The sequence below is a fragment of the Streptomyces sp. NPDC047085 genome, from assembly GCF_040643735.1.
Taxonomy (GTDB): domain Bacteria; phylum Actinomycetota; class Actinomycetes; order Streptomycetales; family Streptomycetaceae; genus Streptomyces.
Genome location: NZ_JBEYUW010000002.1, coordinates 1,032,072 through 1,044,804 on the forward strand (window position 1 = coordinate 1,032,072; position 12,733 = coordinate 1,044,804).

The window sequence follows — 12,733 nt, forward strand, 5'->3', positions numbered from 1 at the left end:
GCCGGCCCCCGGGTTCGCGAGCGGGCCGGCGCCCCGCTCACGAGACCCGGGCGGGCCGGGGCCCCCCTCACGGGACCGTGCGCGAGACGACGTACACCATCGGGAAGTTCGGGTCGGACGTGTTCACGACCACGTCCTGGGTGGGCGCCGGGTTCTTCTGGTGGTGGGTGAGGCCCGACCAGGGGCCGGGGCCGGTGAAGTTCCAGCCGGAGACCTTCTGGTCGCGGGAGCCGATGGTGATGTCGTCCTTCTTCAGCTGGTCCCGGCGTACGCCCATGGCCCCCAGGAAGCTGTCCAGGCCCGCGGTGTTGGTGCGGAACTGCACGTACAGGCGGCTGGTCTTCCAGTTGTTGGTCTCGTAGTAGGCGACGCGGTCGGCGGGATGCGGCACCGCGACCTGGTAGAGGCGGCGCTGCACCTTCGACGGCCAGCCCGGGGTGAGGCCGGTGGCCGAGTACTTCGCCTCCTTGTCCTTGCCGCTGTTGCGGCTCTGGTTGGCGGAGATCACCAGGTAGCCGGCCGGCACGCCGATGAGCAGCACGATGATCAGCAGGGTCAGTGCTCTGCGCCTCGCCTTGTGGCGCGGATCCTCGGGCTGCCGGTGCGCCTCGTCCGGTGGCGGGGACTGGTGGGGCAGCGAAGGGGTCATGCGGTGTCCCGGTCGCGGCGGGCCTGGGCGTACCGCTCGTAGCGCTCGTACCGCTCCACCCGGCGGCGCTTGGCCCGGCGGAAGCGACGGGCGACCAGCCGGGCGAGGTCGGCGGCGCCGACCATGCCGGCCTCGGGGCCGAGCTGGGCGCGGGTGATGCGGGCCTCGGGGCGGTAGCCGCGGCCGGTGAGGTGGCGCTTGAAGGCGTCCCGGGCCGGGCCGATGAGCAGGTCGTCGGCGGCGCTGACACCCCCGCCGATGACGAAGCAGGACGGGTCGAGGGCGGCCGCGAGGTTGGCGATGCCGACGCCAAGCCACTGGCCGATGTCCTGGAGCAGCTCGATGCACATGGCGTCGCCCTCGCGGGCCAGCTCCGTGATCATCGGGCCGGTGATGTCGCCGATGTTGCCCTTGACGTGCTCGATGATCCCGTAGGCCACCGGCGAGTCGGCGGCGGCCAGCTCCCTGGCCTCGCGGACGAGGGCGTTGCCGGAGCTGTACTGCTCCCAGCAGCCGCGGTTGCCGCACGGGCAGCGGTGCCCGCCGGGGACGACCTGCATGTGGCCGAACTCGCCCGCGACTCCGTACTTGCCGCGCTTGACCTGGCCGTCCTCCAGGATGGCGCCGCCGATGCCGGTGCCGAGCGTGATCATGACCAGGTGGTCCTCGCCGCGGCCGGCGCCGAAGCGCCACTCCGCCCAGGCCGCGGTGTTCGCGTCGTTGTCCACGAGGACCGGCACGGAGAGCCGTCCCGAGAGGCGGTCGCGGAGGGGTTCGTTGCGCCACGACAGGTGGGGCGCGAACAGGACGCGGTTGCGGTCGGCGTCCACCCAGCCGGCGGCGCCGATGCCGACGGCGTGCACGTCGTGGCGGTCGGAGAGGTCCAGGACCAGTTCGACGATGGTGTCCTCGACGACCTTGGGGCTCTTGGACTTGTCGGGGGTCTCCGTGCGGAGCTTCTCCAGGATGTTGCCGTCGGCGTCCACGACGCCCGCCATGACCTTGGTGCCGCCGATGTCGATCCCCACCGTCGGCACCCGGGGCGCGGTCAGGTGGGAGCGGCGCTCGCGGGTACCGACCGTACGGAGTACGGGGGCTCGGCGGGAGCCGATGGGGGCGGTGAGGTCGCGGTAGGTGCTCATCGGGCTCGATTCTGCCGCACGCTCACGCTGAGTGCGGCGCGGGGCAGGAGAGGGAGGGTGCGCGTCCTGTGCCGGTGCGGCCCCTTCACCCGCCCTCAGCCCCGTTGCAGTTCATGGCGTAGCGCGTCCAGGTCGGACCCGCCGGCCATCTGCTGGGTCAGCTCGTCCAGGGTGATGTCGTCCCGTGTGTGGTTGCCCACCATCGTGCCGCGCCGCAGGAGGACGAAGCGGTCGCCGACCAGGTACGCGTGGTGCGGGTTGTGGGTGATCAAGACAACACCCAGGCCGTTGTCGCGTGCCGCCGCCACATATTTCAGGACCACACCGGACTGCTTCACACCCAGTGCCGCCGTCGGCTCGTCCAGGACCAGGACCTTCGCGCCGAAGTAGACGGCCCTGGCGATGGCCACGCACTGGCGTTCGCCGCCGGAGAGGGTGCCGATGGGCTGGTCGACGTCGCGCAGGTCGATGCCCATGCGCAGCAGTTCGGCGTGGGTGGTGCGGCGCATGAAGTCGACGTCCATGCGCTTGAAGGGTCCCCTGCCCTTGCGGGGCTCGGAGCCGAGGAAGAAGTTGCGCCAGACCGGCATGAGGGGGACCACCGCCAGGTCTTGGTGGACCGTGGCGATACCGCGGTCCAGGGCCTCGCGCGGGGAGGACAGGCGGGTCTCCTCGCCCTCTATGCGCAGGGTGCCGCCGTCGTGCTGGTGCAGGCCCGCGACGATCTTGATGAGGGTGGACTTGCCGGCTCCGTTGTCGCCGAGGACGCAGGTGATCTCACCGGGGTGGACCTCCAGTGAGACGCCTTCGAGGGCGCGGACGGTGCCGTAGTGCTTGCTGACGTCGGTCAGCTCGACGAGAGTCACTTGTTGGCCTCCGCGCGCTTGCGGACCCAGACGTTCAGCAGGGTCGCGAGGAGCAGCATCGCTCCGAGGAAGAACTTGAACCAGTCGGGGTTCCACTCGGCGAAGACGATGCCCTTGCTCGTCATGCCGAACAGGAGCGCGCCCACGGCCGAGCCGATCGCACTGCCGTAGCCGCCGGTGATCAGGCAGCCGCCGATGACGGCCGCGATGATGTAGATCAGCTCGTTGCCGACGCCCTCGCCGGACTGGACGGCGTCGAAGGAGAAGAGCAGGTGCTGGCCGGAGATCCAGGCGCCGAACGCGACACCCATGTAGAGGCCGATCTTGGTCCTGGCGACCGGGACACCGACCGCGCGGGCCGCGTCCTGGTTGCCGCCGACCGCGAAGATCCAGTTGCCGACGCGGGTCCGCAGCAGGATCCAGGAGGCGAGGGCCACGAGGCCGAGCCACCACAGGATGGTGACCTTGAAGTCGACGCCGCCGACGGTGAACGTCGAGGCGAAGACGGCGTGGGCGCTCGGGAAGCCCTCCATGTCGCCGATGGTCTTGGTGGAGACCGTGCCGTCGATCAGCTTGGTGAAGCCGAGGTTCATGCCGGTCAGCATCAGGAAGGTGCCCAGCGTGACGATGAAGCTGGGCAGCTTGGTGCGGGTGAGCATGAAGCCGTTGAAGGCGCCGATGGCGAGGGTGACCAGGAGCGAGACGCCCGCGCCGACCCAGGTGTTCGCCGTCATCTGGTAGCTGAACATCGAGGAGATCAGCGCGGAGGAGGTCACGAGGACGCCCGCCGACAGGTCGAACTCGCCGCCGATCATCAGCAGGGCCACGGGTACGGCCATGATGCCGATGGTCGAGGACGCGTACAGGACCGTGCTGAGGCTGGAGGCGCGCAGGAAGCCGTCGGCCACGACGGCGAAGAACACGAAGACGGCGAGCGCGCCGACGACCGAGCCCAGCTCGGGGCGGGCGAGCAGCTTCCGCAGCGGAGAGGTCCGCAGAATCCTTTCGTCAGCCGCCTGTTCCGCAGCCCCCTGTTCCGCAGCCGCCCGTTCGGTCCGTTCCGTGGTGGCGCTCATCGGGTGCCCCGATCGGCGTACTCCGCCAGCGCGCCCGCCTGGTCCTTGGTGATGATCTGCGGGCCGGTCAGGACCGGCTTGCCGCCGCCGAGGACGTCGCCGTTGTACTTGTAGAGCCACAGCAGGTCGACGGCCTGGTAGCCCTGGAGGTACGGCTGCTGGTCCACGGCGAAGCCGAGGGTGCCGTCCTTCAGCTCGGCGGCGACCTTGGCGTTGAGGTCGAAGGTGTCGACCTCGGCCGTGCTGCCCGCGTCGGCCTTCGCCTTCACGGCGGTGTCGGCGTAGGGGGCGCCCAGGGTGACGACGGCGTCGACGGACGTGTCGGCCTGGAGCTTGGCCTCGATCGCGGACTGCACGTCGGGCATGTTGGTGCCGTTGACGTAGAGCTTCTGGACGCTGCCGTGGAAGGTCCTGGTGACACCGTCGCAGCGCTGCTCGTGGCCGACGTTGCCCTGCTCGTGCAGGACGCACAGGGCCTTCTTCTTCCCGCGCCTGTTCAGCTCGTCGCCGACGGCCTCGCCGGCGATGGTCTCGTCCTGGCCGATGTGGGTGAGGGCGCCGAAGGCCTTGGACTCCTGCGAGCCGGAGTTGACCGTGATCACCGGGATGCCGGCCTTCTCGGCGCGGGCGACGGCGGCCTTGAGGGCGTCGGGCTTGGCGAGGGTGACGATGATGCCGTCGACCTTCTTGTCGACCGCCGCGTCCACCAGCTGGGCCTGCTGCTGGGCCTCGTCGTCGTGCGAGTACAGGAAGTCGATGTTGTCCTTGAGGGCGGCCTGCTTGGCGCCGCTCTGCACGATGTCCCAGAAGGTGTCGCCGTCTCCCGAGTGGGTGATCATCGCGAAGGTCCAGCGGGGCGTGTTCACCGCCGCCCTGCCCTGGGCCGCGGCGGCCTTGCGGGCGTCCTCGGCCCGCTTGCCGCCGGTGCTGCTGCAGGCGGCGAGGGACACGGAGAGTGCCCCCGCCACCGCGATGCCTAGCCAGGTCCGAAACCGTGCCACGAGGCCGTGCCCTTCTTGCTGTGTTCTCATGCCGAGTTCGTACGTACGCGAGGGGCCGGTCGGCACATGCCTCGGCGGCCCCAAAAGCACCAGTATCGAACACGGTGAACACTCATGACACGCCCGGGGAGCAGACACGGGTCGCATTGTCCGGACATTACGACAGCACCGGCGCGGCATCATGACGCCGTCGGCGCGGGGCTCAGGGCCGTACGAGCAGCTGGAACTCGAAGGAGTAGCGGGTCGGACGGTAGGTGTGGTCACCGAACTCGACCGCGCGGCCGGTGTCGTCGAATGTGACGCGTTGCATGGTGAGCAGCGGGGCGCCCTCGGTCTCGGCGAGCCGCTCGGCCTCGGCGGGGGTGGCGGCGCGGGCGCCGATGGACTGGCGGGCGCTGTGCAGGGTGATCCCCGCCGAGCGCATCAGCCGGTACAGGCCGGTGGCCTCCAGCTGGTCGGTGTCCAGGTCGAGCAGGCCGGGCGGCAGGTGGTTGATCAGGTACGCCATCGGCTCGCCGTGTGCGAGGCGCAGCCGCTCGATGCGGTGGACGTCGTCGCCCTCGGCGACGCCGAGCGCGGCGGCGACCTCGGCGGAGGCCGGGACGACGGTGTTGACCAGGACCTTGGTGGCGGGGCGCTGGCCGGCCGCCTCCAGGTCGTCGTAGAGGCTGCTCAGCTCCAGCGGGCGCTTGACCTGGCTGTGCACGACCTGGGTGCCGACGCCCCGGCGGCGCACCAGCAGGCCCTTGTCGACCAGGGACTGGATGGCCTGGCGGACGGTGGGCCGGGACAGGCCGAGCCGCGCGGCCAGCTCGATCTCGTTGCCCAGCAGGCTGCCCGGAGTGAGGCTGCCGTGCTCGATGGCGGCCTCCAGCTGCTGGGACAGCTGGAAGTACAACGGCACCGGGGAACTACGGTCGACGCGAAGGTCGAGCGCCACGGTCGGGTCCACATCTGGTTTCGGCACGGGCCCGAGCGTAGTCGGCTGCCCGGTTGACGGGAAGTTGTGAAGTCCGATTGTCCGGACATACGCATTGACAGCATGCCGGGTCCGCCCTCACTTTGTTTCCATGCGCATCGGGGTCATCGGTACGGGCCGCATCGGCACCATTCATGCGAACACGCTGAGCCGCCACCGCGAGGTCGGATCGCTGATCCTGACGGACGCCGATCCGGCACGGGCGCAGGGGCTCGCACACCGGCTGGGCGAGACGGCGGCGCCGGGCGTGGACGAGATCTTCAAATGGGGCGTGGACGCGGTCGTGATCACCACGGCGACCGCCGCGCACGCCGAACTCATCGGCCGGGCGGCCCGCTCGGGCCTGCCGGTGTTCTGCGAGAAGCCGATCGCGCTCGACCTGCCCGGCACGCTGCAGGCGCTCGCCGAGGTGGACGCGGCCGGCACCGTGCTGCAGATGGGCTTCCAGCGGCGCTTCGACGCCGGTTACGCGGGCGCCCGGGAGGCCGTGCGCTCGGGCCGGCTCGGGCGGCTGCACACCGTACGGGCGATGACCTCCGACCAGTCCCCTCCCCCGCCGGAGTGGCTGCCGCTGTCCGGCGGGCTGTTCCGGGACACGCTGATCCACGACTTCGACGTGCTGCGCTGGGTGACGGGCCGTGAGGTGGTGGACGTGTACGCCACCGGCTCGGACGCCGGGCCCGCGATGTTCCGCGAGGCCGGTGACGTGGACACCGGCGCGGCCCTGCTCACCCTGGACGACGGCACGCTGGCCACGGCGACCGCGACCCGGCTCAACGGCGCCGGCTACGACGTCCGCATGGAGCTGGCCGGGGAGCGGGACACGGTCGTGGTGGGCCTGGACGACCGTACGCCGGTCGCGTCCACCGAGCCGACCGGGCCCCCGCCCGCCGACAAGCCGTGGAGCGGCTTCCTGGAGCGGTTCGGGCCCGCCTACGAGGCCGAGCTGTGCGCGTTCGTCGAGGTGCTGCACGGCGAGCGGGTCAACCCCTGCGACGGCCGCGAGGCCCTGCAGGCGCTGCGGATCGCCGAGGCGTGCGAGATCTCCCGGCGCGAGCGCAGACCCGTACGCCTCGCGGAGATCGCGGGCGGGACCGCACCGGCGTTCAGGTGAGCAGCCGTATCGACGGTGTGGTCGCGTCCGTGGCGAGGAGGGACTCGCAGTGGGCGCAGCGCACCTCGTACGGCCGCACGAGATTGGTCTGGATGCTGTTCGTACCCGACTCCTTGGCCTCACGGCAGTAGTAGCCCAGGTGCAGTCGCACCCAGGGATGGCTGGTGGGCGCGGCGCTCGGACGGTGGTCCCGGATGTCGTCGAAGGGCGCCCACCAGAAGTCGACCAGGGCCCGCAGTGCCAGCCGGTCGGCGCCGGACGTCGTGTCGAACGCGGCGATGCGGCCGGCCGTGTAGTGGCGCTGGAGGCCACTGCGGCTGCCCGAGCACAGTGCCCGCTCGGCGCCGCGTTCGAAGACGGTCGTACGGCCGGTGCGCTCGCACACGAAACAGTCGACGGTGAACTCCAGCTTCGAGTGGAAGTGCAGGGCATGGGAGCCGTCCCCCTTGAGCGGTCCGGTCAGCCCGGCACTGATCTCGGCGGTGCGCAGCATGCGACGGGTCTCCTCGGGCTCGTACGGGAACCGGTGCGGGTGAGCCCGGTCGGCGGAGTTCTGGTCGGCGGAGTTCTACCAGCGCACCGGAAGGCTGCGCATCCCCCTCATCAGCAGGCCCGGCAGCCACTCGCCCGGCGTGCCGTCGAGCGCGAGTTCCGGGGCGCGCTGCAGGAGGGTGCCGACGGCTGTGCGGCCCTCCAGGCGGGCCAGGGGTGCGCCCAGGCAGAAGTGGATGCCGTGGCCGAAGGCGAGGTGGCCCCGGGCGTCGCGGCGGATGTCGAACCGGTCCGGGTCGTCGTAGCGGCCGCCGTCGCGCCCGGACGCGGTGAGGCCGACCACCAGGTGGTCGCCCTGCTCGATGAGCGTGCCGGCGATCTCCAGGGGCTCGGCGGCGTACCGGAACGTGGCGCTGTGCACCGGGCCCTCGTAGCGCAGCATCTCCTCGACGGCGCCGTCCAGGAGGCTCATGTCGGCGCGCAGGGCGGCGAGTTGGTCGGGGTGGGTGAGGAGGGCGTGGACGCCGTTGCCGATGAGGTTGACGGTGGTCTCGTGGCCGGCGATGAGCAGCAGGTAGGCCATGCCGCGCAGTTCCTGAGCGGAGAGCCGGTCGCCGTCCTCGGCCGTGGTGCGGAGCAGGTCGCTGAGCAGGTCGTCGGTGGGGCGGGAGCAGCGCTTGTCCTCGATCAGCCCGGTGAGGTACTCGGCGAGGCGGACGACCGCGTCGTACTCCGACTGCGAACTGGTCGGCGCGACCACCTCGGTGGACATCTTCCGGAACTCCGCGCGGTCCATGTCGGGGACGCCGAGGAGTTCGCAGATGACGGTGATGGGCAGCGGGAAGGCGAGCGCCTCGATGAGATCGGCGCGGCCGCGCGGCAGCATCTCGTCCAGCAGGTCGTCGGTGATCTGCTGGATGCGGGGGCGCAGCCGCTCCACCCGGCGCATCGTGAACGCGCGGGTGACGAGGGCGCGCAGGCGGGTGTGCTGAGGCGGATCGGTGGCCAGCAGGTGCTTGCCGATCATCTCCTCGTCCAGGAAGGTCGCGCCGATCTTGTGGCCGTCCTTGGCCAGCCGGGGGTCGGCGAGGGCCGCCCGCGCCTCCTCGTACCCCACGACCAGCCAGGTCGCGTAGTCCGGGTCCGAGCCCGGCAGCCGGACGCGGTGCACGGGTCCCTGCGCGCGCAGCCGGGCGTACACCGGATGCGGATCGCGGCGCAGCTCGTCCGCGAACTCCTCCAGATCGATCACCCGTCGCCTGTCCATCGCTCCCCTTCCGCGGACTCCCCCGAGACTCACCGGGCATCTCCCGGTGCAGGGTCAACGCATGCGGTGCCCGATTGGTGCCCGCCGGTACGCGTCACGCCCAAAGCGGTTGCCGCCCGCGAGATGCGCGGCATCCTGACGGCTCCGGATCGCAGCGTGGTGCCGAGCTCCATGAATGCACTGGCCAGGACCTATGCGATGACTTTGAAGATCGTTTCCCGGGCTGACGGAGATCATTTCCCGCGCCGCAGACCATGGCTCATCCGGGGCGGCTGCGGGGCACGCTGGTTGCGGGCGACAGACGCAGTCTGGAGGTCGGTGCTCCAGAAAAATTGGACGAGCCGTTACCGCTCCTGCACGTGCTCGCGTCTCGCCGCGGTGTCGCTGCCGTCCCACCCAAGATCCCCTGTCGAAGACAGACGTCCGATGCGGTTGATCAGTGAAGCGGCGTTGGGGAAGGCGGTCTGTTCGTCGTAGGGCGTGCGGTGGGTCGCTGGTTCTTGATGTGTCCGGCCAGGACGATGGTTTTGCGTCCGGAGGATCAGGTGATGGGGGCTGATCCGGCGTAGGCCTTCAGGACACTCGGCGATGAGAAACGGTCCAGCGTCTTACCGCGCCATTCAGGAGGCAGGCCACGCCGCAGAGGCGGCGCGCCCCCGCCTGTTCCCGGCGGGGGCGCGGCATTCTGCCGGAGCCGGGCCCTTGCAGGCAGTCCTGGCCGTTCAGGCGGTACCGGGCCGTTCACCTTCCGGGGTCCGGGCCTTGGACGTGCCGTAGTTCACGTCCCACACCCAGACTCCGCCGACCAGGGTGCCGTCCCGGCCCAGGAGCTGTTTCACGGTCTCGTACAGAGGGGGAGCGTTGAACCCGGGCGCGAGCACGACGACGCCCGCCTTCCAGTACGTCAGGTCCGCCTTGGCTTCGGCCTTCTGCTGCGGGCCGATCTTCGGGACCAACCCGCTCGTGTACACGGCCCCGAGCAGCCTGTAGGTGGGGCGGGGTTCCGGGTTGTAATTACCGGTGTGTTCGGGGCCGTTGGGCGCCATGAAGTAACCGCCCGGCATGGTGAAGGCCATGCGGGTCGCGGACTGCCAGTGCTGCGACTCGCTGGTGTACGAGTGGGCGAGCGGTACGGGGACGACGGTCTGGCCCTCGCCGACGTACTGGCGCCATGTCCCGTGGGCGATGAAGTCGGGCACGGGCGGCCGGGCGTTCGTGGGGTACGGGGTGGGCACGATCGGCAGCAGGGCCGCGGCGACGGCGGCGAGCCCCCACTTCTTCAGCAGGAGATCGGACGTGGCCGCAAGGCGGTCCACCGCCAGCGCCACGAGCACGCCCAGCGCGGGTGCACAGACCATGCCGAACCGGCTCTCGATGACCGACCCGAACAGCGGCAGATCGGCGATCAGCCGCCACGGTCCAGGCAGGACGACGTAGCTGCCGAGGATCTCGATGCGTGACCCCATGGAGAGCACTGCCCCACCGATCGCGGTGCAGACCAGGGCCTTCACCAGCGGCCGCCGCCACAGACGGACGGCGAACGCGAGGGCGAGCGCGACGAGCGGCCAGCCGTAGAAGGCGTTCTGTTCCAAGCGGTTCACAGCGAACCGGTCTGCGATCGCATGGTCGCCGGCCAGCGCTCGTCCGGAGAACTCCAGGAAGGAGAGCGGGCTGTTGACGACGGGGCCGTGCGGCACGTCCGTGTAGCTGCCCGGTCCGAAGAACTGGAAGTACAAGGGCCCTGCGACCAGCAGCAGGGACACGGCGAGCGCGATCGGGAGACCCTTCTGGAGGGACTTCACGGCGTCCCGCAGACGATCGCGGTCCGCGAGGGCGTACGCGATGGCGAACAGCAGCATCCCTACCGCGGCCATCAGCAGCACCTCCTCGCCGATGAAGATCTGGTAGGCGGTGAACAGGCCGAGCAGCACTCCGTCCCGTACGACCCGGTCACCCCGGCACAGGCAGAGCATCCGGTCGACGATCAGCGGGATCATGAAGAGCACCGTGAAGTTGGGGTGAGCGTTGCCGTGACTGATCATCGGCGGGGCGAAGGCGGCGACTGCCGCGCCGACCGCGGCCGCGGGACGGCTGCGCACCGTCCACCGGCATAGCACCCAGTACCACGCGATGCCCGTCGCCGCGAAACCGCACGTCAGCAGGAGCGCGTAGGTCACGGTCGGCCCGAACGCCAGCGTGATCGGTGTGAGCGGCACGGTCAGGCCGAGCATGACGGTGTTGGCCATCAGGTTCACCCCATCGGGGAACCCCTGGACGGTGGTGAAGAACGGGTTGTGGAGGTGCGCGACGTTCTCGGCGGTGATCGCGATGAACCACTCGGCCTGGTTCTGGTCCGATCCCGAGTCGCTCAGGTACTGGTGGGCCAGGTCGTCCCACAGGTTCACGTAGAGGAGCAGGGCGGCGAGGAGGAAGAACGCGACGACCATGATGTCGAAGGGCCGGACGGCACGGATGATCTGCCCGGTGATGCGTTCGAGCCGGCCCGGTGGTCGTTGCCCGGGGGTGGTCGCGGGTTCAGCGGTCACCACCGAGGTCTGGTCCGGCTGTTGTTCGACGGTGGTCATCGGCGCCTGCCTTCGAGTCAGTCCGCCCTGCTATGGGCGTTTTCGTCCCCCACGTCCGGCGTCGGACACCCTAGGGGGCGACCGGCGCCGGACGGGCGAAGCACGCCGTGGCGGTTACATCGTGTGCGCAGCCCGGCCACGCTGCGTCCGACGCTGCACCGACTGGAGGCCGACGGGCTGCTCAGCTCCGAGCAGCCCGCGGTCGACGGGCACACGAGGCGGGACTGCCGGCCGCTCCGCCGACGCGGGCGTTCGGTGCTCGCAGAGGTCCCGTACGACCGCCAGCACAACCCGAACCTCCTCGCCTTCACCCTGACTGCGGATCGGTCGGGCGACGTGAGAACGCTTCAAAAATCCCGAAGTTACGTCACCGGGCCGCAGAGCGCCCGAAGAAGGAAGAACCCCTGGCCGCGGCCTCAGGGCCTCAGGGGAACTCGCGGCATGCCGCACAACAGGAGCGCCGCTGCGGCGCCGATGCGCGTTGCGCTTGGGGGTGCCGGTGAATTTCGAGGGAGTCAACCTGCCGTCCGCCGCCCCCACGCGGTCCCGGCGAGCACCAGCGCGCCGCCCGCGAGACCGAGCGCCCCGAGCCGCTCACCGCCGAGCGCGATACCGGCCACGGCGGCCCACAGCGGCTCGGTGCCGAGCAGCAGGCTGACCCGGGAGGGGGAGGTACGGCGGACCGCCCACATCTGCACGAAGAAGGCGAACAGCGTGCACAGGGCGGACAGGAACAGCAGCCCGGCCCACTCCCGTGCGCCGAAGTCCGCCGCCGTCGACCATGGCGTGGGGCCGGTGCCGGCCGACAGGAGCGCGAAGACGACGACCGCCGTGCCGAGCTGGACCGTGGTCAGCGGCAGCGCGTCGGCGCCCTGGACGGCCCGGATCCGGGACATCGCGAGGACGTGCAGGGTGCGGGCCAGGGCGGCGAGCAGCATCAGCAGGTCGCCGACGGAGGGCCGGGTGAAACCGCCGCCCTGGGTGAGCAGGACGACGCCGAGCACCGACAGTGCGGCCGCCCCGAGGAAGGACGGGGTGGGCCGGGTACGGGTGACGGCGGCCTCGGCGAGCGGGGTGAAGATCATGGTGAGGCTGATGATCAGGCCCGCGTTCGTCGCCGAGGTGTGCACGACGCCGTACGTCTCCAGCAGGAAGACGCCGCTGAGGATCAGCCCCAGCAGGGCGGCACCGCGCCACTGGGCGCCCGTCAGCGCACGCAGCGCGCGCCGCCCGGCCACGGCCAGCACGGGCAGGACCAGCGCGAACCGCAGCACCAGCACGGCGAGCACCGTGCGGGCGGTCGTGATGTCCTTGGCGGCCAGATAGCTGGCGCCCCAGCACACCGCGACGAGCAGGACGGGCAGGTCGGTGTGCCAGGCGCGGCGAGGGGCGACGGCGGCGCCCGGTACGGCGAAGGTCGACATGGGGGCGGCTCTCCCGGTCTCCGGACGCGGTGGAAAGGGTGCGGAGACGTCGGCGGCTCGCACGCGGAGCGATCACCGTACCTGCGGGGACGATCTTCGGCCAGGGATTTGGGGGCCAGTGGGTTTCGACCCGGGCTC

Annotated in this window: 11 protein-coding genes; 1 reads left to right on the forward strand and 10 read right to left on the reverse strand. The window is 70.7% G+C overall.

The genetic code is table 11. The features are described from left to right. Positions 1-67: 67 nt before the first annotated feature. The 6 genes from ABZ865_RS10275 to ABZ865_RS10300 all read right to left on the reverse strand — a co-directional run bounded on the left by ABZ865_RS10275 (position 68) and on the right by ABZ865_RS10300 (position 5,674). Entirely contained in the window at positions 68-649 is a 582-nt protein-coding gene (locus ABZ865_RS10275) for a sugar kinase (RefSeq protein WP_361226762.1), read from the reverse strand. Further along, positions 646-1,791, reverse strand: a complete 1,146-nt coding sequence (locus tag ABZ865_RS10280; protein ID WP_361226765.1) for an ROK family glucokinase — start codon at positions 1,789-1,791, stop codon at positions 646-648. The genes ABZ865_RS10275 and ABZ865_RS10280 overlap by 4 nt, the downstream gene beginning before the upstream one ends. Before the next feature lie 95 nt (positions 1,792-1,886). After that, positions 1,887-2,657 (reverse strand): ATP-binding cassette domain-containing protein, encoded by a 771-nt coding sequence (locus ABZ865_RS10285; protein WP_361226768.1) that lies wholly within the window; start codon positions 2,655-2,657, stop codon positions 1,887-1,889. Continuing rightward, positions 2,654-3,733 carry an ABC transporter permease gene (locus ABZ865_RS10290; RefSeq protein ID WP_361226771.1) on the reverse strand — a complete coding sequence of 360 codons (1,080 nt, stop codon included), beginning with the start codon at positions 3,731-3,733 and terminating at the stop codon, positions 2,654-2,656. The genes ABZ865_RS10285 and ABZ865_RS10290 overlap by 4 nt, the downstream gene beginning before the upstream one ends. Continuing rightward, positions 3,730-4,734 (reverse strand): sugar ABC transporter substrate-binding protein, encoded by a 1,005-nt coding sequence (locus ABZ865_RS10295; protein ID WP_361226774.1) that lies wholly within the window; start codon positions 4,732-4,734, stop codon positions 3,730-3,732. Before ABZ865_RS10295 ends, ABZ865_RS10290 begins: the two co-directional genes overlap by 4 nt. A gap of 202 nt (positions 4,735-4,936) precedes the next feature. Continuing rightward, a complete protein-coding gene (locus tag ABZ865_RS10300; protein ID WP_361227295.1) occupies positions 4,937-5,674 on the reverse strand; it encodes a GntR family transcriptional regulator in 738 nt (245 codons plus the stop codon). A gap of 130 nt (positions 5,675-5,804) precedes the next feature. Between ABZ865_RS10300 and ABZ865_RS10305 the strand changes: the two genes are divergently transcribed. Then, positions 5,805-6,827 (forward strand): Gfo/Idh/MocA family oxidoreductase, encoded by a 1,023-nt coding sequence (locus ABZ865_RS10305; protein WP_361226777.1) that lies wholly within the window; start codon positions 5,805-5,807, stop codon positions 6,825-6,827. On the opposite strand, the gene ABZ865_RS10310 is transcribed toward ABZ865_RS10305, so the two are convergent. From ABZ865_RS10310 to ABZ865_RS10325, 4 genes are all read right to left on the reverse strand, one after another. Next, the gene (locus ABZ865_RS10310) at positions 6,820-7,320 is read right to left on the reverse strand and encodes a hypothetical protein (protein WP_361226780.1); all 501 of its coding nucleotides are present in this window, start codon (positions 7,318-7,320) and stop codon (positions 6,820-6,822) included. The two genes, ABZ865_RS10305 and ABZ865_RS10310, sit on opposite strands and share 8 nt — an antisense overlap. Before the next feature lie 75 nt (positions 7,321-7,395). Beyond that, entirely contained in the window at positions 7,396-8,586 is a 1,191-nt protein-coding gene (locus ABZ865_RS10315; RefSeq protein WP_361226783.1) for a cytochrome P450, read from the reverse strand. A 722-nt stretch (positions 8,587-9,308) separates the two neighbouring features. Continuing rightward, positions 9,309-11,171, reverse strand: coding sequence for a glycosyltransferase family 2 protein (locus ABZ865_RS10320; protein WP_361226786.1), 1,863 nt, complete (start codon positions 11,169-11,171; stop codon positions 9,309-9,311). A 515-nt stretch (positions 11,172-11,686) separates the two neighbouring features. Next, entirely contained in the window at positions 11,687-12,595 is a 909-nt protein-coding gene (locus tag ABZ865_RS10325) for a DMT family transporter (RefSeq protein WP_361226789.1), read from the reverse strand. Positions 12,596-12,733: the final 138 nt, after the last annotated feature.